This window comes from Vreelandella sp. H-I2, from assembly GCF_052959335.1.
Map to the genome: position 1 here is coordinate 113,665 of NZ_JBRAMC010000009.1, position 23,590 is coordinate 137,254.

A 23,590-nucleotide genomic window follows, 5' to 3' on the forward strand; every position below is an offset into this window, starting at 1 on the left:
TACACGCTTGTAAGATATGGCTTACAAAATGATGAGTAATGCTTACGCACAAGCCACTTGGGCAACTATTTGCTTATCGCAGACGAATTGGTTAGCCGATTCGCCGCTTCGCCCAACGGGGCTAGCTGTTCAGTGATCAGGCGTAGCTGGCTCTGGATAGGACGATAGAGCGAAACCGCCTGTTCGTCTTCGGCTATCACGTTTTGTTCATTTAGCTGGGCTAACAGCTCAGCGGCTTGATCGGTTAGCGCCTCCACCGATTGGCGCTTGTTTAACCGCTCGGCAATTTGGCCTAACAGTTCCCCAATGCGTTTTGCTACTGGCACCAGCGTAGCGTCGTCTTCATCCTCTGCCAGCTGATGACGATGAGCCCCTAGCGCAGAGAGATGGCTCAGCAAGGTATTGGAGAGCACCAGAAAACGCAGCCCGTTATCCGCATCCAGCTTCCGGTAGTGGCCCGGTTCATGGAGCATATTGGTGAGCAGGGTGGAGAGCGCCGCGTCGGCGTTATGGGCATTGCGCCGCGCTAGGCGATAGGCCAAGTCATCCTGCTTGCCTTCCTCGTACTGGTGGATAATCTCCTCCAGGTAACGGCGATGGTTAGTCAGTGTATTGGCGGCTTCGCGGTAAAGCCTACGCCCCTGCCAGTCGGGCAGAATAAAAAATACTGCTAAGGCCGCAATCAGCGAACCTATCAAGGTATCGAATAGGCGGGGCAAAATCAGGTTATAGCCATCGCCCACTTGGTTGAAGCTGCACAACACCAACAGCGTGATCGAAGCAGTGGCGATAACGTAATGTTTTTCGCGGTTAGCGAAGAATGACACGCCAGCGGCCACGGCGATCATGCTCTGTACCAGCGGTTGCGGGAAGAGGCTGATGGATGCCCAACCCATCACTAAGCCCAGTACGGTGCCCAGTATCCGCTGTGATAAGAAACGACGCGTAGTAGCAAAGTTGGGTCGGCAGACAAACAGCGTGGTCAGCAGAATCCAAAAGCCCTGTTCGGGGTCGACCCACTGGAGCAGCCCGTAGCCTGCCATTAGTGCAATAGAGAGCCGCACCGCGTGGCGAAAAGTGGGCGAGCCGAGGGTAAAGTTAAGCCTTACCCGCTTCCACGCTTCCAGCACGCTGGATGGCGAGCGGTCGTAAAGCGAGCTATCGCGGCGCTCTTCACTGGCATCGGGGTTATGGGCGCTGGCAAGTTGGTTTTCCAAGGTGGCTAGGTTCTCTGCTAATGCACTCAGTGGGTAAAGCAGCGGACGCCATTCGGGTTTGCCCCGGTCACGTAGGTTCTCAATCGAGGCGTGTAAGTCAGCCAGTGCCTCTTCGCTCTGCTGGTGATCGAAGGGACGATTGAGCAGTAGTGATTTGGCTAGCTGGCGGCAGGCGCGCCCCTGTTGATCCAGCAGCCGCTGACAGCGAAACAGCACATCGTGGTGAAAAAATGCTTTGCTGAGCGCGCTATAGGGGTAGTGGGTAGAGCTGGCGCGTTCGTGGATGTCCTGGGCGATAAAGTAGATGCGCAGGTAGCGGTTGAGTTTTTGGTCGCCGCGCTGACCCTCTAAGCGTCGGAAAATCATCTCTTTGGCTTGATTGAGCGCATCGACCACTTTGCCGTTCTGGCGTGCCAAGGCCACCCGACGCGCTTCCACATCGACACCGCGTACCGGTTCAAACAGCGCCGATTTCAGTATCAGAAACTCGCCCAGCGCTTTGTACACCCGTGCCATGCTTTGCTTGACCGGCTGGCGTGAAAAGAGTGCGCACCACACCACCGAGATCAATCCGTACCAGACGGCTCCTGCCAACAACAGCAATTGGCGTGCAGCCACGTCCTCATCCACGCCACCATGCTGCTCGATGTTGATCATCGAGTAGATCGACAATATCAGCGTGCCCGAGGCAATTGTGGCGTAACGCTGCCCGATAGCACCGAGCATGATCAGGGTAAACGTCGAAATACCCAGGCCCACCACGAAAAGCCATGGCCAGGGAAACAGCCACTGGACAATAAAAGACGCCGAGGTAAAACACACCAGGGTGACCAGCAGAGCTTGAAAGCGACCTTGCCAGCTGTCGTCAGTTTCAGAAAGCGCACAGGCGATGATGCCCAGAAAGAGGGGAATCACCAGCGCGACATCGCCCATTAAGCCGCTAAACAGCAGCGCACCGCTGAAGGCTATAAACACGCGCAGGCTGTAGGCGAATTTATCCAGCGTCCAAAGGCGCCGCAGCGGCAAAGAAATTGGCATAGAAGCTCTTATGGGTGATTACTAGACTTTAGTGTAAATAGGTTGACGTTGGATGTCGTTACTCGGCTCTCAACGTTTGGCTACTTTAGCGGTGTTGAGCGGGCGTTTCCCTACTTTAAAACGTTTATGTGTTCTAAAAAATAGCGCACTAAAGCTCTATGATTGGAACGGCAACCTTTCGATACTCGGAGTGACACTATAAAAAACAGGAACACCCCCATGGATCTCAAGCTATTGCTGGACTGGCGACTGCACCTGACGGTGATCGTGACGTCGATGTTTGCCGAGTGGATAGGCATCGTACGCATCCCTCTCGGGCCCGGAACACTACTGTTACTACCGCTGCTTTACGCCTTTATCATTGGCGTCATTTTCAATCCCCACCTTTTTTCGGCAATGGGCAAGGTCATTCCCAAGCCGGTCAGTAATGCGGCAGGCCCGATCATTTTAATAGCTATTTTGCCGTTTATTGCCAAGTTTGGCTCCACCATCGGGCCTGCCATTGAGCAGATCATTGCCGCAGGTCCCGCGCTAATTCTCCAAGAATTGGGCAACCTCGGCACCATGCTGATCGCGCTCCCCTTTGCCGTACTGGTGCTCAAGATGGGCCGCGAGGCGATCGGCGCTACCTACTCCATCGCCCGCGAACCCAATATCGCCATTATTTCAGATCGCTACGGGCTGAGAAGCCCTGAAGGTATCGGCATTATGGGCGTTTACGTAGTAGGCACCATGTTCGGTACGCTCTATTTCGCTTTGATGGCGGGCTATATCGCTTCGTTGGATATTCTCGATATTCGCGCCCTGGCCATGGCCTGCGGTGTCGGCAGTGGCAGCATGGTGGCGGCGTGTTCGGCGGCGTTGGCTGAAGCGGTACCGGCCTCCAAAGACGAACTGCTCGCCTTTGCGGGGGCCAGCAATTTGCTCACCTATGCCACCGGTTTGTATGTGTCGCTGTTTATTGCGTTACCGGTGACCGAATGGATGTATAAGCGCTTAAAAGGCTCACGCCAGGAGGTTCGCCATGAAAACTCATGAGAATACGGTTGATCAATTCGACGCCGAAGCGCTTAAAGAGCTGCGTCCTGAAAACCAATTGGGCAAAACTGCGCTGGTACTGGCAGCGGTGTGTGTGGCGGGGTGGTTTAGCAATATCGTCAACGGTTCACCTTTGTTAGACGCGTTGCCCGGTATGCTGATTCTGTATGTGATGGTCATCATCGGTTTGGTCATTGGGCGGGCATGTCCTTTTTATCTGCCCAGCGTGGCCTGGGTATCGCTGATTAGTATTATCGCGACGCTGCCTTTCTTTCCTGGTAACGGCTGGATTATTGCGCGGCTGGCTGAAGTGGATTTCCTGGCGGTGGTCACGCCGGTGTTGGCCTATGCAGGCCTGGCGCTGACCGGTCGTGAATTTTCTATGTTTAAGCAAACCGGCTGGAAGCTGGTGATTGTGGCCCTTTTAGTCTTCACCGGTACCTTTATTGGTTCGGCGGTGGTGGCTCACGTAATGCTTTAAGGAGAACAGGATGACGGCCTCAGTTCACTTACCGGAAAGCGACACATTAAAAGCGTGGCGTCACGATTTCCACCAGCACCCGGAAACGGCCTTTGAGGAGCACCGCACCAGTGCGCGTATAGCCGCTCTATTAAGCGATTGGGGCTTTGAGGTAACCACCGGCATTGCGGGTACCGGCGTGGTTGCGACCTTGGATGGCCAGCGCGGCGAAGGGAAAACGATCGGCCTTCGGGCCGATATCGATGCCCTGGATATTCGTGAAGAAACACAGCTGGATTACGCCTCGCAAACACCGGGCAAAATGCATGCCTGCGGTCACGATGGCCATACCACCATGCTACTGGGCGCTGCTTGGACATTGAAGCAGCAGCCAGATTTCAAAGGCCGGGTAGTATTTATCTTTCAGCCCGCCGAAGAGAGTGCCGGTGGTGGACGGGTGATGGTCGAAGAGGGCCTGTTTGAGCGCTTCCCCATGGATGCCGTGTACGGCCTGCACAACTGGCCAGGCCTGCCGGTAGGCGCCGCAGCGGTGCATGACACCGATGTAATGGCCGCTTTCGATATTTTCACCTTAAAACTGATTGGCAAAGGCTGCCACGCGGCGATGCCACACTTGGGCATCGATACGGTGCTGGCAAGCTGCCAACTGATCAGCCAGTTACAAGGCTTGGTGAGCCGCGAAACGCCGCCGGATAAATCGGCGGTGCTGAGTATTACCAGCATCCACGCCGGGGATACCTTCAATGTGATTCCCGAGCAGGTCGAGCTGCGCGGTACGCTGCGCTGCTTCGATATGGCGCTTAAGGAGCAGTTGGAAGCACGCTTTAAGCAGTCGATTGCCAGCCTAGCCGAGTTCCATGGTTTAAGCGTTGAGCTGGATTATCAGCGCTGCTACCCGGCGACCATCAATACCCCGGAGCATGCCCAGCACTGCGCCACGGTGCTGGAGAACTTGCTCGGCAGCGACAACGTCAAGCGCAACCCGCCACCCAGCATGGCCTCTGAAGATTTTTCGTTTCTACTGGCTGAGCGGCCAGGCGCCTATATCTGGATGGGCAACGGCGAAGATTCTGCCTCGCTGCACAATCCGCGCTACGACTTCAACGATGCACTGTTGCCGTTAGGAACGCGCTATTGGGTGGACTTAGCCAGGGCGCTGCTCGAATAACGCATCACCTTCTCTCAACGATTAGCGATATGCGCTCCCTAATGCCCACTGGGTAGGGGAGCGTCTACGCCGAACTTCACGTAACAGGACGTTCAAGGAATTTTATGATGTCTTTTTCAACAGGGTCGTTATCGATTGTTGTGATTGGCCTGGGGCAGATGGGCGGCAATATGGCGCTCACCCTTAAAGCCGCCGGGTTTGCAGTCACGGGTAGCGATGTATTTGAGCAGGCACGGTCGCGTCTCGCGGCTCAAGGGTTAGCCGTGGTGGCTCCCGATGCCCTACCTGCCAGTGATGTTTACCTGCTGTCGTTGCCCACCTCTGCCCATGTCAGTGAGGTGATCGAGCAATCCCCAGGCTTACTCACCCTGGCACCCAAAGACAGCGTGATTGTCGATACCTCGACCAGTGATCCCGCCGTTACTCGCGAATTGGCCGAAAAAGTAACCGCTGCGGGCCTTCAATGGCTGGACGCACCGGTCAGCGGCGGGCCTAAAGGTGCTGCCAACGGCAAGCTGGGCATGCTGTTGGGGGGCAATGAAACCACCATTGCGCGAGTAATGCCGATGCTGGAGGCGATGTCAGCCAAGCGCACCTATGTGGGCGGCCCAGGCAGCGGCCATGTGGTGAAACTTGCTAATAATTACCTGTGTGCCGCGCACCTGCTGACGACTGCCGAAGCGGTTGCTATGGCGGCCAAGGCAGGTGTAGATCCCGCTGCCTGTTTGGCGGGCCTGAATAGCGGTTCAGGGCGCAGCGCGGTTAGCGAAGTTAACTTCCCCGAGTGGGTGCTGAGCGAGCGTTTTGATTCTGGTTTTACCACCGGCTTGATGCGTAAGGACTTGCGATTGGCGCGGGATGCCGCTGAGCAATTGGGCCTGCCGCTACCGCTGCTGCAAGCCGTTGTCGATGCTTGGCACGCGAACCCTGAGCAGCCAACCGATAGCGATGACTTTAACCATATCACTACGCCGATTTTAGCGCGTGGCAGCCAAACGGAGGGCAACCAATGAGCTCACTTAGCCAACATGCCTGCGACCATCTTGCACAACTGCTTGAAGGCTTCGGCTTAGTCGCTGTCACGCCGTTAAGTAATTGGATTGACGGCGAATTAATCGCGGGCGAAGGTGATGAAATCACGCTTATCAACCCCACCACTGGCGAAACGCTGGTGCGCTATCGCGATGCGGGCGCTGCACTGATTGAGCGTGCTACCCAAGCGGCACAGCGAGGCCAACGTGAATGGATGGCGCTAACCGCCAGTGAGCGCGGGCGGCGCATGAACGCTGCCATGCGCGGCCTGGAGGGCCATGAAGAGGCGCTGGCGCAGTTGGAAAGTGTGGTGGCCGGTAAGCCGATTCGTGACTGTCGCGCCGAAGTGGGCAAAGTGCGTGAGATGTTCGAGTACTACGCGGGCTGGTGCGACAAGCAGCATGGCGAAGTGATTCCGGTACCTACCTCGCACCTTAACTATGTGCGCCATGTGCCCTATGGCGTGGTGGGGCAAATTACCCCCTGGAACGCACCGATGTTTACCTGTGCCTGGCAGCTGGCCCCGGCCATTGCGGCGGGCAACGGCGTTGTACTGAAGCCATCTGAACTGACGCCCTTTTCATCGGTGATGATTGCCAAGCTGCTTGAATGCTCTGGAAAGTTCGGTCAGGGGCTGCCTAAAGGGCTGATTAATATCGTCAATGGGTTGGGAAAAACGACTGGCGCAGCGCTGACCGATCATCCCACCATCAGCAAGCTGGTATTCGTCGGCTCTCCCCAGAGTGGCCGCATGATTGCTGAAGCTGGCGCACGCCGTTTGGTACCCAGCGTATTAGAGCTGGGGGGCAAGTCGGCCAATATCATCTTTGCCGATGCAAAGCTGGATGAAGCGGTCGCGGGCGCCCAGGCGGCCATTTTTGCTGCCGCTGGCCAGAGCTGTGTGGCGGGCTCACGGCTGCTGATCGAGCGTACGGTGTTTGAGCAGGTCACTTCTCGTTTGGCGCGAGCCGCAGAACAGATTGTCATTGGGTTGCCCGGTGATGAAGCGACTCGTATGGGGCCTTTGCAGAATCGCCGTCAATTTGAGCAGGTCACTCGCATGATCGACGCGGCGGTAGCCGCCGGGGCGAAACTATTAACGGGCGGTAAACGACCATCAGGATTGCCCGACGAGGCCCAGGGCTACTTTATCGCTCCTACCGTGTTGATTGATGTCACGCCAGACATGGAAATTGCCCAGCAAGAAGTGTTTGGCCCGGTGCTGATTACTATGGCCTTTAATAATGAAACCGAGGCTATTCAGCTCGCCAACGAAACCCGCTTTGGGCTGGCAGGCGCGGTATGGAGCCAAGATGTAGCGCGGGCGCATCGTGTGGCTGGGCAACTGCGTGCGGGCACGGTGTGGATCAATAGCTACAAAGTAATCAGTGTGATGTCACCGTTTGGGGGCTTTGGTGATAGCGGCTTTGGTCGCTCTAGCGGTTTGGACGGCCTGCGCGAATATACGGTGCCGCAAAGTGTGTGGGTGGAAACCGCGCCAGAAGCCAGCGTTGCATTTGGCTACGGTAGCGGCGTTGGTTGATCGCTTACCTATCCAGGGTCGCGAAAAGCCTGCATCCAGCGTTGTAAATGGCGTAGCAACAGAATGCTGGCCTTGGGTTGTTGGCGACCCACGCGCGTGACCATGTGGGCCTGGGAGCGCTGAAAAAGCGGATTATCGACCGGGCGCGCCACTAGCGTACCGGCTTCCAAATCATGCGCGACGGCAAAGGCGGGCAGCAGGGTAATGCCCATGCCACTGCGCACATACTGTGCTAGTACCACCATTGAATTGGTGTTCATCGCCAGGCGCGGGACGATGCGCGACTGCTGAAACGCCTGGTCGACCATTTGACGCACCCCATGGGTAGTGTCCCACATGGCCATGGGCTGGTCGCTAAGCTGGGTAAGCGTGAGCGGTGTTGTTTGGCTGGTTAAGGGATGGTCGGGCGGTAGAATAGCCATTAGCGGCTGAGGAGTCGATGCCCAGAAGCGTAGCTGGGGGTGAGTTCGCTCATGGAACATTAAGCCGATATGGCTGTGGTCATCGACAATGGCTTCAATAATGCCCGAGGTGCCTGCGGTATGGATATCGAGTTGGATACCCGCATAAAGCTGGGTAAATTCATGCAGCGGGGAAGCCACCAAGTCACTGACAAAACCTTCACCGACAGTCAGTGATATCTTGCCGGTTTCCATACGTTGGTAGGATTCAAGTGACGCAATAAAGCCTTCATCAAGGGCGCCGCGGCGCTCGCAGTACTCAAGCAACATTTCACCGACCGGGGTAGGCGAAATGCCGCCGCGCTGACGTTCCATGAGAGTGGCTCCCAAGGCTTCTTCCAGCAACGCAATTTGCCGGCTGACCGCCGAGGGAGCGATGTCTAAGCGCGCCGCTGCGCGGCGCACCGAGCCAGACTCAAGGGTAACGCGGAAATACACTAAACGTTGATGAGGTATGTCCATCGATAGCGGTTATACCTCTGCCATGGTTCAGTCTAAACCCACTACCCTGCCAACCGTGAAGGGCTACAAGTACTTGAGTAGTTTCTGCAGCTTATTCATATCGGCCGAGTCACCCACTAAGCGCACATTGCCGCTCATCATGCCATCAAGAAAAGCTTGTTGAGTTGGCTTTTTGAGCACGTTTAAGGCGGTGGCTTGGTCACGGAAACGTAACTCAAGATCTAGGTCCACGGGTAGCCCATTACCGGTGTTGATGCTTTTTGGCGTCATCCGGTAGTAGCGGGCAATGCTTAAATCTTCCGTGGCAATCCCCCAATCCAAGCCGCGCATACGTTCTAACTGCTCGCGAAAGCGCGGCTTGCGGCGCAGGGCTCGTTTGAGCATCACGCCCAGCAGCCACAGCGTCAGCTTGAGCTTCATTAGGAAACAGCGTCCTTAAGCGCTTTGCCTGGCTTAAAGGCGACGTTTTTGCTAGCCGGAATTTGCAGCGGGGCACCGGTTTGCGGATTTTTACCCGTACGGGCTGCGCGCTCACGTACCGTAAAAGTACCAAAGCCAATTAACGCGACATCTTCGCCTTTAGCAACGCTGTTAGTGATTTCATCCAAAATGACGTTCAGCACTTGGCCTGCTTTATCTTTGGATAGGTCAGCACTTTCAGCGATGGCAGCAGCGAGTTCAGGTTTGCGCATAAGGAATCTCCCTTTATTAATGTTTCGAGCGTAAAGCAAATGCAGGTTGTTGGATGCGTCACTTGATTTGGCTAGTTTATCTAGCCTAGTCGCGAACGCGGCGAAAATCAGCCTAGCAGCGTAGGTGCTGCTCTGGAAAGCTCCACTTTCCTTCTCACGCAGCCGCCTGTCAACGCAAAACCAATCAAACGTCCGTCTTTATTTTCAGCCAAGGCACTGATATCGCCGCCTTCGCCTTCAATTCGCCACCGCTCTGGTGTTTCCTTTGGCGGGTAGGCCACCACCGGCAACAGCGGTGTTTTAACCACCACTGGCCATGCGCCAAAGCTGACAGAAGTTGGTGTGCCCGTTAGGGTTGTTGCCAGCGCCTTAGCACTGGCTTGCAGCGGCTGTACGTACATGGCATTAACGCCGTCTACGCAGGCCACATCGCCCAAGGCGTAGATATCAGGATGCGAAGTACGCAGTTGGCGATCAACCTCTATGCCAGTAGGCGATACGCTTAAACCAGCAGCTTCGGCAAGCGCCGTACAGGGAGCAAGGCCAGTGGCCATCAACACTAAATCAGCGCTGACAGTATCACCATTATCTAAACGTAATACGATGCCTTCAACACTGCGGGGCGCGATCGAGTTGATCGTGCGGCCTAAGTAGAGATGGATACCTGCCTCGCTGAATGCCCCGCCTAAGGCGTTACCCAATGGTGCGGGCAGCAAGCGTGGAAGTAGTGTGGCTTCGGGGGCAATGACACTGACCTGATGGCGCCCCGCGTGCAGGTCGTTGGCAAATTCACAGCCGACTAGCCCCGCGCCAATAATCGCCACTCGAACATGATCGTGGTCTAAGGCTGCATAAAAGCGACGGTAGCCATCTAAATTGTTGATGGCAAAGCAGCGCGAAGACACGCTTGGATCGACTTTGAAAGGCTCCCGTGGTGCGGCGCCAGTGGCTAATACGAGGGTGTCGTAGCTTAGTCTTTCATAGCTGGAAGCTTGCTCATCTTCAAGAAGGATTGATCGGTTATCCACATCCAATGTGTTTACTGAGGTGTGGGTAACAATGCGAGCGTTCAGTTCATCGCCAAGTTCTGCGGCGCTGCGCTGTGCTAATTGGTCAGGGGTTAGCCCTTTGGCAAAGCCGGTGGAAAGCAGTGGTTTGCTGTAATCATCGCCGCTGTCAGCGCTAATCATTGTTATGGAGCGCTGATCACCCAAGCGTCGCAACGCACGTGCAAGGCCTATACCGGCCATTCCGGTACCAATAATGACTAGCTCAGCGTGAAACATCGAAACTGCCTGCGTATGGGGGGATGCGAGCATGCAAATACCAAAAGAGTTACTGGAAAAAAAGACTTTAAAAGCGTTATGTTATACTAACTGCTTCTACATTAACTGCCTTGGAGACGCTGATTAACTATGAATTTTTCAATGTCAGAAAAGGCTGTACTTGTTTTTACTGCTCTGTATACCGTTGCGTTCGCGGCTTATTTTGCCGTTAATTTTAATGCCGAGTTTCTGGGTTATGTCGGGGTGATCGTGTTTGTTTTTGGCATGCTTTATGGAACCCGTGATCAGACTCGAATTCCAGCTTCCCTATTGTGGGGCATCTCTGTCTGGGGGCTGCTGCACATGATGGGAGGAAGTGTCCAAGTGGACGACGGGGTACTCTACTCATGGCGGATGATTCCTCTCTTTGACGGTAGTGGGGAGTTTTACATCCTCAAGTTCGACCAATTCGTGCATGCCTACCTTTATGCCGTCGTCGCTTTGCTGTTTCTCCATTTGCTGAGACATTATTTGGGTCAGAAACATCCCCCGCTACTCATCGGCTTTATCGCGACGATGGCAGCAATGGGCGTAGGGGCAATAAATGAAATTATCGAGTTTATTGCCGTGTTGCTAGTCCCGGATGATGGGGTTGGTGGCTACTACAACACCGTGCTTGATATTGTTTTCAACTTTATCGGAGCAACCGTGGCTGTCTCAGGGTTTTATCTTTTCATATCAATGTCAAAAACTAGAAATTGAAGGGTTGGAAGCCTTTCCTTATCGGAGTAATTACCCTAGCTTCCGGCTTCTACCTTATGGTCTAACAAGTTAACATTATTTTATGAGTCCAGGCTTAAACACACCGCTGTGTCAAGCTCAGCTATTTTCATGCTGGCGCCCCGTTGATGCGGCTCGCCCGGCAATGAGCGCTCACTGGTGGAAGTGGGTTGCCTCAACCGACTCGTTAACTGCCCGCTTAATGGCCGCGGGTGGCGAGAAGCCGTTTCGAGTACGGTTGCTACGCCAGAGCGTCGGCTGGCCGCGCCAGGATGAGGCTCAGGCGCTGGGCATTGGCGCCAAGCGCTACGCTTGGCTGCGAGAAGTAGCACTCTGTTTAGATGAAACGCCGTGGGTGGTGGCTCGCTCGGTCGCCCCGCTCACGCAGGTAAAAGGCCATCGTTTGGAAAGGTTGGGTGAGCGCTCACTAGGTAATTGGTTATTTCGTCAGCCAGGTTTAGTGCGTGGACCTCTGGAGGTCACGTCTCAACCCCCGCCGTTTGCTCGTATGAATGGGATAGAAGATCGCTGTGCTTGGGGCCGCCGCTCCGTTTTTCATCACGGCTGTAAGCACGGCGGTCTGTCACTATTGGTCCAAGAGTATTTTTTGTGTGCGATGACGGATGAACTGGATTTGCCTTCGCGCTAGGCTAACGTCTGCATCTTATTTCTGTGAGGTAAACATGGATCGTTCACTGTTGCGGCCAAAGGGGTTTGCTCGCGTGTCAGATTTTTTACAGCTGATGCGCCTGAATCGACCCATTGGTACGTGGCTGTTGATGTGGCCGACGCTTTGGGCGCTGTGGTTTGCCAGCGAGGGAGTACCGGGGCGAAATGTGCTGCTCATTTTTGTGGCCGGCGTCTATGTAATGCGTGCTGCTGGCTGTGTGGTGAACGATTATGCGGATCGCCATTTTGACGGCCATGTGAAACGTACCAAACATCGTCCGCTAGCCACCGGCCGTATCAGTGAAACTGAGGCTCAGTTGCTGTTTATTGTTCTGGTAGCCGCTGCGTTTATTCTGGTGCTGTTGACCAATTGGTTTACGGTACTGCTCTCGTTGGGTGGTGTATTGCTGGCGGTTATTTACCCCTTTATGAAGCGCTATACCCACTTTCCACAGGTGGTATTGGGGGCGGCGTTCTCCTGGGCCATTCCGATGGCCTTTGGCGCGGTGCTGGGCTACGTACCGCTGGAAGCATGGCTGCTGTTCTTTGCCAATGTGCTATGGACTGTCGCGTACGACACGCAATATGCAATGGTCGACCGCGACGATGATGTGAAAATTGGTATCAAGTCGACAGCTGTACTGTTTGGAAATGCGGATTGTTTGATGATCGGTTTACTGCAGGTGGCCACGCTGGGATTGCTGGGTTGGGTAGGCTGGCGGGTCGGGTTAGGCGGTTTTTTCTGGTTGGGGCTTACCGCCATGGCCGCCACCTTTCTGCACCAGCAGCGCTTGATTTACCAGCGCGACCGGGATCGCTGCTTTCAGGCGTTTCTCAACAACCACTGGTCAGGCTTGCTGATTTTTGCTGGAATCGCGCTAAGTTGGTGGCCTGCAGCTGGGCAATAGTTACTATTGTCATCTAATTGTCATCAAGTCATGGTGTTATCGTCACTGATATGTCATTGAGCTAGTTTCCTTTAGCTAGCTTTCTTTGAACTAGTTTTTTGAACACCGTGAGGCTCTGGTATGACCGCCAAGACCGTTCTGATTGTCGATGATGAGGCGTCGATTCGCGAGATGATCGCGGTAGCGCTGGAAATGGCTGACTATCGAGTGCTTGAAGCGGATAACGCCCAGGATGCTCATGCCATGGTCGTCGATCACCAGCCTGATTTGTTGCTGCTTGATTGGATGATGCCTGGAACCAGTGGTATCGAGCTGGCTAGACGTTTAAAGCGTGAAGAAACCACCGCTGAGATTCCTATTATCATGCTCACCGCCAAGGGTGAAGAAGATAATAAAATTCAAGGGCTTGAGGCCGGCGCCGATGATTACATCACCAAACCTTTTTCTCCTCGTGAATTGGTGGCACGGCTAAAAGCAGTGCTCCGCCGCGCGACCCCGCGTGGCGTCGAAGACCCGATTGAGATTAACGGCTTGTTACTTGATCCAGTGAGCCACCGGGTAAGCGCTCACGGCAAAGCACTGGAAATGGGCCCCACCGAGTACCGTCTTCTGCAGTTTTTTATGACCCATCAAGAGCGCGCTTACACACGCAGCCAACTGCTTGATCAAGTATGGGGCGGCAATGTATATGTGGAAGAGCGCACGGTCGATGTACATATTCGTCGCTTGCGAAAAGCGCTAGGCAATGTGCATCAAAGCCTGATTCAAACGGTTCGGGGTACCGGTTACCGTTTCTCTGCACGGGTATAAATGTGCGTCTATGGAGTCGTGAACTGTGGCGACTAGTGTGGCTAGCCGCGCTGGGTACTTGCTTAGGGTGGTTGCTGGGCGCCGCTGGGTTGGGTCTCGCGGCCGGGCTTGCAGTTTGCCTGTTTTACCACCTGCGGCAGTTGCGCGAACTCTACTTGTGGTTAACTCTTCACCCTCACGACGAACCGCCTGCGGCCCGAGGAATGTGGGGCGAACTGTTTGATCGCTTGTACCGCTACCAAAAGAGTCAGCGTATAACTCAAAGCCGACTGCGGGCCACCTTGGCGCGCATCCAAGAGTCGTCTGAAGCGATGCGCGACAGTGTGGTGATGCTTGACAGACATGGTGACTTGGAATGGTGGAATAGCGCTGCAACAGCCATGCTGGGATTACAAACCGCCCATGACCGTGGTCAGCACATTACTAATCTGCTGCGCGATCCAAGCTTTATCCGCTATTTTAATGCGCGGGACTATAGCGAGCCGTTAACGCTAACGTCGCCGATTGATGAGCGGCAAATCCTGCAGTATCAAATTACTTTGTATGGTGATGATGAAAGGCTAGTGATGGCACGGGATATCACTCGCTTGCATCGCCTGGAGCAGATGCGGCGTGATTTTGTTGCCAACGTATCCCACGAGCTGCGCACTCCTTTAACGGTCCTTTCCGGCTACCTAGAAACCTACACTGATATTGCCGACCAGTTGCCTCCGCGTTTAGGTAAGAGCATTCACCAAATGCAGGAACAGACACAGCGAATGCAAAATTTGGTAAATGATTTATTGCTTCTATCTCGTCTGGAAATTGACCAGGGCGGTAAAGACCATCATCCATTATCACTTGGTCCTTTATTACAAAGCATCTGTGACGATGCGCTGGCTCTTTCGCATCAGCGACATACTATTACCGTAGCGCTTGAAAGTGATGCACGCCTGCTTGGTAGTGAGCAGGAAATCCGTAGTGCGATCTCAAATCTAGCCTTCAACGCCGTTCGCTATACACCGATGGGAAGCCATATCACAATACGCTGGAGATCGAGCACTACCGGCGGTGGTTGCATAGACGTTGAAGACAATGGCGAGGGTATTGACCCCGTCCATATTCCCCGACTAACCGAACGTTTCTACCGTGTTGATAAAGGACGTAGCACCGCGACCGGCGGCACCGGTTTAGGCTTGGCGATCGTGAAGCACGTATTGTTACGTCATGATGCGCAACTGCACGTTGAATCCCACCCCGGCAAAGGGGCACTTTTTCGCTGCGTCTTTCCCTCCTCGCGTCTTATCCAATCCTGAGACGGGTTACACCGCATAATCCTTGTAAATATGTGCAATGTTGGCATCCACGATTGGTAATACTTTGCGCATGTGTCATTTCTATACATTCCCTGCGTTATGTTTCAAGTATTGGGCTTTTAAACAATGCTTTGTTTTTTTTATTAAATAATTGATTATAATTATTTTTTATTTTTTTTTGGCAGATTGGCATAATCAGTGCAGTATTAAGATTAAGGAAGACGACCGCAGGAAATGCTGGCTACTGGTTAGCCCTTCTTTCTTAACGAAGTAGTATCAAACAGCGATCGGAGGTGGAATATGATGTCCAAGGATTTTCTCAAGAAAGCTGGCATTTTAGGTGTTTCTTTTGGTCTAGTGGCGAGCCCGCTAGCCTTTGCTCAAACAGATGAGAATTCTTCTATTGATGAGAACCAAGGTATCACGGCTGAAGAGCAGCCGATGGATAGCCAGTCTCATGGTAAGGCGGGTTCAGGTGACTACGAAAAAGAAGAGCTGACTACTGACCATAATACCCAAGGTCCAGATACTGTCGGTGAGCCAAATTCAACAGATACTAGTGGTGATGAAGAATACACACCTGAAGAATTAGTTGAAGAAAATAGCGCTGATTAATTTTCTCAATTATTCGTTAACACAGGTTAGTTTTACGATATGTAAGATATGCTTTTTCAACGGATGATGAAGCGATCAAAACAGGATGTTTCATAGGCAAGGATGGTTTTTAGATTCATGGATGAATCAGTAGGCAATCAAAACGCTAGTGAGGGTAAATTCCAAGGTTGGAGTCCCGCACAAGGAGTGGAAGCTAGTGTTAGTTATTACCTATTCTGATATCAGGCCCCGCGTAAACGGGGCCTAATTTTTGTTGCCTGCTTTTGCTACCCTCGCTATCCCAGTATTTTCTTCTTTTCTTTTCTTTTCTTTTCTTTTCTTTTCTTTCTCTTTTTTTACCTTTTTACATCCCTTCTCTCTGTTTTCTATAACGATTGCACCGGTTGGTCTAGCTAAGGCTGGCTAGAAATAATGAGCAACTGCGAAGTTTAGGCATACGCATAAAGTTTTTAACGCAGCATGAAAGCATTGGACACGTTTTGTAACAAAAACTTGCAATAGGCTGGGGATATGTTACGTTAATGGGGTGGGTGAATCATGCAAATGCATGCCACACATCAGGGATGCACATGGATTCAAGGAATGGATCAAACGACAATCAGAGCGCTAGTCAGGGTTAAATTCCAAGGTTGGAGTCCCGCAAAAGGAATGGAAGCTAGTGTTAGCCATTGTCATAAATTGTGTTCTTAGACCCTGCCTAGGCGGGGTCTGATTTTTTGTGTCCAGAAGCACAATAGCACTCAGTGATGGTGATGGCCTTCCGCAGCTTCGCTACCTTCTTGGGCACTTTGTACCCAGACTTCGATGTCCACATCACCTTGTTCAGCAAAGGTGAGCGTGAGGGGAAACCGTTCGCCCTCTTTTAGCGGCTCGGCTAACCCAATCAGCATTAAGTGCAAGCCGCCTCCGGGGCGCATGGCAGTGGTCTCCCCGGCCTCGACGCGAATCTCGTCCACATGGCGCATCTGCATCATATCGCCGTCCATTTGCATTTCATGCAGTTCAACTGTGTCGCTGGCTGGGCTGCTTGCACCCATCAGGGTAACAGGGGCTGACAAGGCGGTGATATCCACATAAGCAGCGCCGTTGCTAGCTCCCGGAGGGGTTGGGGTGGCGAAGGGGTGCGCGATACGCATAGCGTCTGTTTGGACGTCATGAGCTATCGCTACTGACGCCACCAGAGAAAGGGCGCTGACAACACACACACCCAGCCAAGTGATGGGTTTGATCATTCGTTTATTCCTTTATTGTTGATTGAGAGCAGGAGTGCGATCTAGCACGTAACAGTAGCAAAGTCGCCGAGCACAGGTAATAAGCGCCTACTGTGGTGTGATGCCGCGTGCGTCATTATATGCGTCTCTGTAGTGGTCATCCCAGAGCAGTACGGCGCCCGCCACTGCACCAGGAAGCAGAAAAAGATTGGCCAATGGAATCCAGGTGATAAGTGTGACCAATCCGCCAAAGCTGAGGCTTTGCCACCAGCGTTTCGAAAGTCGTTGGCGCATATCGGCAAACGTCACTTTGTTGTTATCCATAGGGTAGTCCAAATAAGTAATGGCCATTACCCAGGCGGAAAATAGCGCCCACAGCAGTGGGGCAGCTAAATTCAGCCCTGGAATCCAGCTAATTACAAACAGGCCAGCAGCACGCGGGAGAATATAGGCGAGCTTAACAAACTCGCGACCAACGGCATCGATAGCTGTTTTGGTAAGGTTACGGTCATCAATGGGCTCGTTGCCCGTAACTTGCGTTTCGACCTTGGCGGCCAAAAAACCGTAAAAAGGAGCGGCGATTAAGCTGGTTACCAGCGTGAAGGTGAAAAACACCACCACGAGCAGGCTAATCACGAACAGGGGCCAAATAAGCCAGGAGAGCCAATCGAGCCAGGTCGGCACCATGCTCATCCAGTGGGCTAGCCATCCATCGAAGCGGTTAAGCACAAAGATGAACATGCTGACATAAACAATCAGGTTGACCAGAATGGGTAGAAACACATAGCGGCGCATACCTGGCTGATACACACAGCGTGTGCCTCGGCTAAGCGCAGTGACAGCATCCAGCATGATGGGGAGACTCCTTGTGATTCAAACGTCCAGGCCGCTCAGCGGCCTGGACGTATTGCAGGAGGAAACCCCTTTCAGGTCAAGACTTTTTTAGTACCTGCGGGTCAAGGTTGTCGGGATCGCTATGGCGGATATCCAACCCTTTGACAAGATAAACCACGTACTCGGCAAGGTTATCAGCATGGTCACCGACGCGCTCAAGTGCGCGCAAAACCCACATGATGCTGAGGACAGAGGTAATGGAGCGTGAATCTTCCATCATAAACGTCATGAGTGAGCGCATCGCGCTGCTATACTCGTCGTCCACCAGCTCATCTTCACGCACTACCTGCATGGCCAAGTCGGTGTCAAAGCGGGCAAAGGCGGTGAGTGCATCGCGCAGCATTTTGCGGACGTGCTCGCTGATATGGCGCACTTCCACCAAACCACGAATAGTGCTGGTACTTTCGCTCAGTAGCAGGGCATTGCGGGCGATTTTGCTGGCCTCATCGCCAATGCGCTCAAGATCAGACGTGGCGCGGATAACGGCGAGCACCAAGCGTAGATCGGACGCGGCAGGCTGGCGCCGCGCCAGTACCCGAGTGCATTCATCGTCAATTTGCAGCTGCAGATCATTGACCTGACGATCATTATCCCGCACTTGTTCGGCCAAGCGGGTATCGCCTTCCAGCAATGCAAAAACGGCATCCTGCACTTGCTTCTCTACTAAACCGCCCATCGCCATCAGATGGGTTTTTAGCTCTTCCAGCTCCTGGTTGAACTGGCGAGAGATATGCTGGCTGTGGGTATCGCTCGTAATATCCATGGAGCACTCCTGACATTTCAGTCGATAAGGCCTAGGTGATGCGGCCGGTGATGTAGTTTTCGGTGCGTTGCAAACGGGGGTTGGTGAAGACCTGATCAGTAGGGCCGTATTCAACCAGCTCACCTTGGTGCAAAAAGGCGGTGTAATCCGATACGCGCGCCGCTTGTTGCATATTGTGCGTGACCAGTACTAACGTCAGCTCTGACTTGAGGTTACGAATCAACTCCTCAATTTTGAGCGTTGAAATGGGGTCTAGCGCTGAGGCCGGTTCATCCAGCAGTAGTACGTCGGGCTGTACGGCTAACGTGCGGGCGATGACGAGGCGCTGCTGCTGGCCACCTGAAAGCTGCCAGGCGGAGCGGTGAAGGCGGTCTTTGACCTCGTCCCATAGCGCGGCGGAAGTTAAGGCCCATTCGATAATGTCATCCCTTTTGCGTTTGGGAAGGCGCTGCTGCAAGCGTAATCCAAAGGCGACGTTTTCATAGATCGACATAGGAAAGGGGTTGGGTGTTTGAAATACCATCCCCACCCGCCGCCGCAGCTCGGTCACATTCGTTTGCGGGGCGTGAATATCTTGCCCTTCCAGCGAGATTTTACCGCTATGGGTGACCGATTCATTCAGATCGTGGAGGCGATTAATGGCTCTTAACAGGGTTGATTTACCGCACCCTGAGGGACCGATAAAAGCCGTCACGCGATGACGCGGAACACTAAGGGTTAAGTCGCGCAACGCCTCTTTCCCCGCATAGGCGAGGCTCAAGTGATCGATGCTCAGGCAACTGTGCTCGGACGAAAAGTGCGCCACTGGAGCCTGAGAGGTATTAGCTGAATGTAATGACGCTAGCATTCGTTTCCCCGTTGACGCCTAAGATAATGACGCAGAAATATGGCAGTTAGGTTAAGCACCAGCACAATCAACACTAAAAGTAGCGCCGTGGCGTAAACCAGCGGGATGGCTGCTTGCACATCTTCGCCGTGAAAGGCGGTGTCAAATAAATGATAGCCAAGGTGCATAAACTTGCGATCTAGATGGAGGTAAGGAAACTCACTATCTATCGGCATCTGTGGTGCTAACTTGGCGACGCCAACGAGCATCAACGGAGCTACCTCACCAGCAGCGCGGGCAACCGCTAAAATGACGCCTGTCAGCATAGCCGGGGTCGCCATTGGCAGTACAACGCGGGTAAGCATCTCCAGGCGAGTAGCGCCAAGTGCTACGGCACCTTCCCGCTGGGCCTCAGGAATGCGCGCCAGCCCTTCCTCGGTTGCTACAATCACGACCGGCAGGGTTAGCAATGCAAGGGTGAGTGATGCCCATAGCAGGCCGCCAGTGCCAAACGTGGGCGAGGGGAGCGTGTCGCTGAAGAACCACTCATCCAGCGAGCCGCCAATGCCGTAAACAAACACGCCCAAACCAAATACGCCATACACAATCGACGGAACGCCCGCCAGATTGCGCACACCAATACGTACCAATCGGATCAGCCGCCCCTGGTGAGCAATTTCATTGAGATAAATAGCGGCCAGCACCCCAAACGGGGTCACCATCACTGACATTAAAATCACCATCAGTACCGTGCCAAATATCGCTGGCCAGACGCCACCGTCGGTGTTGGCTGCCCGAGGGCCCTCACTCAGAAACCGCCAAACTGCATCTCCCCAGGCGAGCGTTTTCTGCCACACGCTCATGGCATTGGGAGCCTGAGCGCTCGACACGCTGGCCAGCGGTTGGCGCAGGGTTTGGCCGTCCACGGTGGTAAGCATCAGTTGGCTATCCTGGCGTTGGCTGACGGGGAGCGCCAATAAAGAGGTCAATCGTTGCCAGGCAGCGTCTCCCTCCCACCGCTGGCCCTGCTGCTCTATGGCGACCAACCGGCCAATAAAGTCGCCCCAGGGGCTGCGATCAAGACGAATCAAATCGTCTGGCTGGGCGCGCTCGGTAATTTCATCAATCGCCACCCAACGCCAGCGCACGCCCTCTATATCCTGGTTGCCGGTAAAGTAGAGGCGTTCATCCCCTGCTCGCTGGGGTAGCGCGACTTCGCGTACGGCTTGACCAGCAAAGGTTTCGCCCGAGTCAAGGGTGACCTCTTCCAGCGTAGCGGGCCAGAAGTGCCCTAGCCCGCGCACCAGCAGCAGCGTGAGTAGGGCGCCGAGCATCAGCAGGGAGAGCGCTACGCTGGCTGCGCAAAGCCAGGGCCATACATCATTTGCCCGGCTAAAACGAGGTCGGCGAGAGGCGGCGTGGGTCAAAACTGAGGTCATAATGTGCCCCCCATCTGGCGGAAGCGGCGGCGCAAACGCTGGCGGACGACTTCGGCAAGGGTATTGACCAGAAACGTGAAGATAAACAACACCAGCGCGGCCAAAATCAGCAGATGGTAGGTCAGCCCTCCGGGTGATGCTTCTGGCAACTCAATGGCGATAGCGGCGGCCATGGAGCGCATGCCTTCAAACGGACTGGCGCTAAACAGGGCGGTATTGCCGCTGGCCATAAGCACAATCATGGTTTCGCCTACTGCCCGTCCAGCGCCGATCATGACCGCTGAGAATATCCCTGGGCCAGCGGCCACGAGAGCAACCTTCCATAACGCTTGCCAACGGCTGGCACCCAGCGCCTGGGCACCCTCTATTAAGCTAGGTGGCACATCGGCGAGCGCATCTTCTGCCAGTGAATAGATGCTGGGGATAACAGCAAACCCCATCGCAATACCGACAATCAGCGCGTTACGGGTCGCGTAATCCATGCCAAAACGTTGATCAAGTAATTGGCGCAGATCACCACCTAACCACTGCTGCTCTATCCACGGTGTAAGCCATAGCGCTATCGCCATCATCAACGCGAGCCAAGGTATTAGCCAGAGACCTGCCCAGGAGAACGGTAATTGGCGACGCAGGCGCGTTTTGGTCAGTTGCCAGAGCAAACCCGCAAGCCCGGCACTGAGCGGCAGCCAAATAATCAGCACTAAAACGCTGGCCAAGTGGCGCTCTACCCATGGCGCTAAAATGAGCCCGGCGATAAAACCTACCACCACGCCGGGAATGGCCTCCATCATTTCTAACGCAGGCTTGATACGTGCACGCAGGCGCGCTGACATAAACAGAGCAGAGTAGATCGCCGCCCCTAAGGCAACGGGAATCGCGAATAGCAGCGCGGCTAGCGCAGCTTTAAGGGTGCCCCACGCCAGGGGAGAGAGCTTGGCGAGGGCCAAGGTATCGCCAATCACCAGCAGCGGCAGGGTTTCCCACACCAAAAAAATGCCGATAGCAAGGATCGCCAGCAATACGCCAACACCGCCCGCCGTAATTAAACCGGTGGCCACGCGATCCTGCAGCAGCCGGAGCGGCTGTCGAGAAGAGGTTAACCGAGGTGGGGTCATGTCGCTATCATGGCAAAACTAGGCATGGCAAAACCAGGGAGGTCACAAAGCTGACCAGTGTGCGTAGAACAACGTACATAAATTGACTCCATACCCTAAGACACTTATGTGTCATTTAGATGACAGGGGTTTACCACCTTTGCTGAGCGTTAAGGACGCTTGGGGTTAAAGGCACAAACCCGGATGCGCGTGCAATCTGTTGGCCCTCGTCGGACATAATCAACGTGAGCAGCGCCTGCTCGGCTGGTGGTAAGCTCTCTCCTGGCGGAAGATTCACATAAAGATAAAGGTAGCGCGACAACGGATAATCACCGCTCTGTATCGCCGCTTCATCGGGTGGTATGGCGATACCGTCTTCGTTATACAGGCTTAACGCGTGCACGGCCGGGGTCAGGTGATTAAACCCGGCGTACCCCATTGCATTAACAGACTCACCCACCGCAGCGACGACAGCCGATGAACCAGGGTGCTCGCTAATATCGTTGCGAAAGTGGCCACCGCATAGCGCTCGTTGTTGAAATAGCCCATGGGTGCCGGAGGCAAGGTTACGCCCATGTAGCGCAATACTGCCAAATGCCCAGTCCTGTGTAGAGGGTAGCTGATCCCAGCGCCTGATGGGCGCATCGGCGCCACAGGTGCGCGTGGTTGAGAAGATGGCATCGACCTGCTGGCGGTTTAGCGCGCGAAGCGGATTATGACGATGCACAACGATGATAAGCGCGTCACGGGCGACCTTTAATTCCAGCGGTGGGTAGCCATAGCGCTCAATAAAATTATCGCGTTCTTCTGGGGTCATCGGGCGGGACATAGGGCCAAGTCGGGTAGTGCCAGCTACTAAGGATGTTGGCGCACTGGCTGAACCGCTTGCTTGAAACTGTAACGTTACGTCTGGGTAGTGGGTGGTAAGCGTTTCGCCCCAACGTAGCATTAGGCCTGCCATGGTGTCTGAGCCCACTGCGCCTAAAGTGCCGCTCATTGAGGACGATTGCCCCCAGGCGAAGGGCGTCACCATTACCAGAAATGCCAATATCCAGTGTAATAGGGTGCGTTTTAGAGCGAAACGTAAGTCTTCATAAGAGGAAATCGCTTTTAAAGGTATATTTGTAAGCGTCGTTAAAAGAATAATTAAAAGAGTATTCAAACGGGCGTCCTCTTATGGTTAACTAAATTCATCCCTTTGTGTTGCGATGCAGCAACGCCCATCGACAACGTAGACTTTCTACAACGTTTACAACAATAAACTGACTAAGCGACTAACCCATGACTCTTCTGGAAACCGATTTGGACGACGTACCCGCCCCTCAAGGAAAGCTTACTTTAAAATTACTGGCTTCTCGTCAAGATACCAATCTTTATGGTGATATTCCCGGGGGGTGGCTGGTTAATCAAATGGATCAGGCTGCTGAATTGGCGGCTGGGCGTGAAGCGGGTGGCCGTACGGCCACTGTAGCCATTGAAGCCATGGACTTTTTAAGTCCAGTGCGTGTTGGCTCCATGGTCAGCGTCTACACCCAGGTACAAGAGATTGGCCATAGCTCAATCAAAATTGACGTCGAGGTCTGGGTGCGCCCGCCCCATGGGCAGCGGATAGAAGAGCGTCAAAAAGTGACGGAGGCGCGTTTTGTCATGGTCGCGTTAGACGATAACGGACGCATAAGAGCCGTCCATAGCGAGTAGCGCCCTTCTTAGAGCCTTTCAATGACGGTCCAGCCCAAAATAGTAAAAGGGCGCTAATAGCGCCCTCAGGTTGCTGACAAAGCGCTGGCGCTTTTGCCAGCGCTTTGCTTTTATGGGCACATGCTAAAAGATCCCTCTCCCCAACAGTTTGAACTCGAGATGGTCACGCTTGACGAGTTGGTGCCTCAGAA

24 protein-coding genes are annotated in these 23,590 nt (G+C 54.0%); 12 read left to right on the forward strand and 12 right to left on the reverse strand.

The window, feature by feature from the left end; translation table 11 throughout:
* Positions 1 to 65 precede the first annotated feature (65 nt).
* The gene (gene yccS, locus ACUVOF_RS20080) at positions 66 to 2,255 is read right to left on the reverse strand and encodes a YccS family putative transporter (RefSeq protein ID WP_447046028.1); all 2,190 of its coding nucleotides are present in this window, start codon (positions 2,253 to 2,255) and stop codon (positions 66 to 68) included.
* A gap of 219 nt (positions 2,256 to 2,474) precedes the next feature.
* Here yccS and ACUVOF_RS20085 point away from each other — a divergent pair, with 219 nt between their 5' ends.
* The 5 genes from ACUVOF_RS20085 (at position 2,475) to ACUVOF_RS20105 (ending at position 7,517) form a co-directional block, all read left to right on the forward strand.
* Complete coding sequence (locus tag ACUVOF_RS20085) at positions 2,475 to 3,293, forward strand: DUF3100 domain-containing protein (protein ID WP_447046029.1); 819 nt, start codon at positions 2,475 to 2,477, stop codon at positions 3,291 to 3,293.
* On the forward strand, positions 3,280 to 3,774 hold the full coding sequence (locus ACUVOF_RS20090) for a hypothetical protein (protein ID WP_447046030.1): 495 nt from the start codon (positions 3,280 to 3,282) through the stop codon (positions 3,772 to 3,774). Before ACUVOF_RS20085 ends, ACUVOF_RS20090 begins: the two co-directional genes overlap by 14 nt.
* Before the next feature lie 10 nt (positions 3,775 to 3,784).
* Positions 3,785 to 4,942 carry a M20 aminoacylase family protein gene (locus ACUVOF_RS20095; RefSeq protein ID WP_447046031.1) on the forward strand — a complete coding sequence of 386 codons (1,158 nt, stop codon included), beginning with the start codon at positions 3,785 to 3,787 and terminating at the stop codon, positions 4,940 to 4,942.
* A 107-nt stretch (positions 4,943 to 5,049) separates the two neighbouring features.
* Entirely contained in the window at positions 5,050 to 5,955 is a 906-nt protein-coding gene (locus ACUVOF_RS20100) for an NAD(P)-dependent oxidoreductase (protein WP_447046032.1), read from the forward strand.
* Positions 5,952 to 7,517 (forward strand): aldehyde dehydrogenase family protein, encoded by a 1,566-nt coding sequence (locus tag ACUVOF_RS20105; RefSeq protein ID WP_447046033.1) that lies wholly within the window; start codon positions 5,952 to 5,954, stop codon positions 7,515 to 7,517. Before ACUVOF_RS20100 ends, ACUVOF_RS20105 begins: the two co-directional genes overlap by 4 nt.
* Before the next feature lie 8 nt (positions 7,518 to 7,525).
* Here ACUVOF_RS20105 and ACUVOF_RS20110 read toward each other — a convergent pair whose 3' ends face one another.
* From ACUVOF_RS20110 to ACUVOF_RS20125, 4 genes are all read right to left on the reverse strand, one after another.
* On the reverse strand, positions 7,526 to 8,440 hold the full coding sequence (locus ACUVOF_RS20110) for a LysR family transcriptional regulator (RefSeq protein ID WP_447046034.1): 915 nt from the start codon (positions 8,438 to 8,440) through the stop codon (positions 7,526 to 7,528).
* A gap of 63 nt (positions 8,441 to 8,503) precedes the next feature.
* Positions 8,504 to 8,860: a hypothetical protein gene (locus ACUVOF_RS20115; RefSeq protein WP_447046035.1), complete on the reverse strand. Its 357-nt coding sequence runs from the start codon at positions 8,858 to 8,860 to the stop codon at positions 8,504 to 8,506.
* Positions 8,860 to 9,171 carry an HU family DNA-binding protein gene (locus ACUVOF_RS20120; protein WP_447046036.1) on the reverse strand — a complete coding sequence of 104 codons (312 nt, stop codon included), beginning with the start codon at positions 9,169 to 9,171 and terminating at the stop codon, positions 8,860 to 8,862. Before ACUVOF_RS20120 ends, ACUVOF_RS20115 begins: the two co-directional genes overlap by 1 nt.
* Before the next feature lie 68 nt (positions 9,172 to 9,239).
* Positions 9,240 to 10,418 carry an NAD(P)/FAD-dependent oxidoreductase gene (locus ACUVOF_RS20125; RefSeq protein WP_447046037.1) on the reverse strand — a complete coding sequence of 393 codons (1,179 nt, stop codon included), beginning with the start codon at positions 10,416 to 10,418 and terminating at the stop codon, positions 9,240 to 9,242.
* 141 nt (positions 10,419 to 10,559) lie between these two features.
* Between ACUVOF_RS20125 and ACUVOF_RS20130 the strand changes: the two genes are divergently transcribed.
* The 6 genes from ACUVOF_RS20130 to ACUVOF_RS20155 all read left to right on the forward strand — a co-directional run bounded on the left by ACUVOF_RS20130 (position 10,560) and on the right by ACUVOF_RS20155 (position 15,474).
* Positions 10,560 to 11,159 carry a DUF2238 domain-containing protein gene (locus ACUVOF_RS20130; protein ID WP_447046038.1) on the forward strand — a complete coding sequence of 200 codons (600 nt, stop codon included), beginning with the start codon at positions 10,560 to 10,562 and terminating at the stop codon, positions 11,157 to 11,159.
* Between the two features lie 82 nt (positions 11,160 to 11,241).
* Positions 11,242 to 11,826 (forward strand): chorismate--pyruvate lyase family protein, encoded by a 585-nt coding sequence (locus ACUVOF_RS20135; protein WP_447046039.1) that lies wholly within the window; start codon positions 11,242 to 11,244, stop codon positions 11,824 to 11,826.
* Between the two features lie 34 nt (positions 11,827 to 11,860).
* Positions 11,861 to 12,754, forward strand: a complete 894-nt coding sequence (gene ubiA / locus ACUVOF_RS20140; RefSeq protein WP_447046040.1) for a 4-hydroxybenzoate octaprenyltransferase — start codon at positions 11,861 to 11,863, stop codon at positions 12,752 to 12,754.
* Between the two features lie 120 nt (positions 12,755 to 12,874).
* Complete coding sequence (gene phoB, locus ACUVOF_RS20145) at positions 12,875 to 13,564, forward strand: phosphate regulon transcriptional regulator PhoB (protein ID WP_447046041.1); 690 nt, start codon at positions 12,875 to 12,877, stop codon at positions 13,562 to 13,564.
* 2 nt (positions 13,565 to 13,566) lie between these two features.
* Positions 13,567 to 14,859 carry a phosphate regulon sensor histidine kinase PhoR gene (gene phoR, locus ACUVOF_RS20150; protein WP_447046042.1) on the forward strand — a complete coding sequence of 431 codons (1,293 nt, stop codon included), beginning with the start codon at positions 13,567 to 13,569 and terminating at the stop codon, positions 14,857 to 14,859.
* 300 nt (positions 14,860 to 15,159) lie between these two features.
* On the forward strand, positions 15,160 to 15,474 hold the full coding sequence (locus ACUVOF_RS20155; RefSeq protein ID WP_447046043.1) for a hypothetical protein: 315 nt from the start codon (positions 15,160 to 15,162) through the stop codon (positions 15,472 to 15,474).
* A gap of 740 nt (positions 15,475 to 16,214) precedes the next feature.
* Here the strand turns inward: ACUVOF_RS20155 and ACUVOF_RS20160 are convergent.
* The 7 genes from ACUVOF_RS20160 to ACUVOF_RS20190 form a co-directional block, all read right to left on the reverse strand.
* Positions 16,215 to 16,706, reverse strand: a complete 492-nt coding sequence (locus ACUVOF_RS20160) for a copper chaperone PCu(A)C (protein WP_447046044.1) — start codon at positions 16,704 to 16,706, stop codon at positions 16,215 to 16,217.
* Positions 16,707 to 16,793: 87 nt separating this feature from the next.
* Positions 16,794 to 17,537 (reverse strand): sulfate transporter CysZ, encoded by a 744-nt coding sequence (cysZ, locus tag ACUVOF_RS20165; RefSeq protein WP_447046045.1) that lies wholly within the window; start codon positions 17,535 to 17,537, stop codon positions 16,794 to 16,796.
* 79 nt (positions 17,538 to 17,616) lie between these two features.
* Positions 17,617 to 18,342 carry a phosphate signaling complex protein PhoU gene (gene phoU / locus ACUVOF_RS20170; RefSeq protein WP_113270148.1) on the reverse strand — a complete coding sequence of 242 codons (726 nt, stop codon included), beginning with the start codon at positions 18,340 to 18,342 and terminating at the stop codon, positions 17,617 to 17,619.
* 31 nt (positions 18,343 to 18,373) lie between these two features.
* Positions 18,374 to 19,189: a phosphate ABC transporter ATP-binding protein PstB gene (pstB, locus tag ACUVOF_RS20175; RefSeq protein WP_447046046.1), complete on the reverse strand. Its 816-nt coding sequence runs from the start codon at positions 19,187 to 19,189 to the stop codon at positions 18,374 to 18,376.
* Entirely contained in the window at positions 19,183 to 20,607 is a 1,425-nt protein-coding gene (pstA, locus tag ACUVOF_RS20180; RefSeq protein ID WP_447046047.1) for a phosphate ABC transporter permease PstA, read from the reverse strand. The genes pstB and pstA overlap by 7 nt, the downstream gene beginning before the upstream one ends.
* Complete coding sequence (locus tag ACUVOF_RS20185) at positions 20,604 to 21,722, reverse strand: ABC transporter permease subunit (protein ID WP_447046048.1); 1,119 nt, start codon at positions 21,720 to 21,722, stop codon at positions 20,604 to 20,606. The genes pstA and ACUVOF_RS20185 overlap by 4 nt, the downstream gene beginning before the upstream one ends.
* 130 nt (positions 21,723 to 21,852) lie before the next feature.
* The gene (locus ACUVOF_RS20190; RefSeq protein WP_447046050.1) at positions 21,853 to 22,734 is read right to left on the reverse strand and encodes a PstS family phosphate ABC transporter substrate-binding protein; all 882 of its coding nucleotides are present in this window, start codon (positions 22,732 to 22,734) and stop codon (positions 21,853 to 21,855) included.
* A 248-nt stretch (positions 22,735 to 22,982) separates the two neighbouring features.
* Here ACUVOF_RS20190 and ACUVOF_RS20195 point away from each other — a divergent pair, with 248 nt between their 5' ends.
* Positions 22,983 to 23,399 carry an acyl-CoA thioesterase gene (locus tag ACUVOF_RS20195; RefSeq protein ID WP_113270144.1) on the forward strand — a complete coding sequence of 139 codons (417 nt, stop codon included), beginning with the start codon at positions 22,983 to 22,985 and terminating at the stop codon, positions 23,397 to 23,399.
* Positions 23,400 to 23,590: the final 191 nt, after the last annotated feature.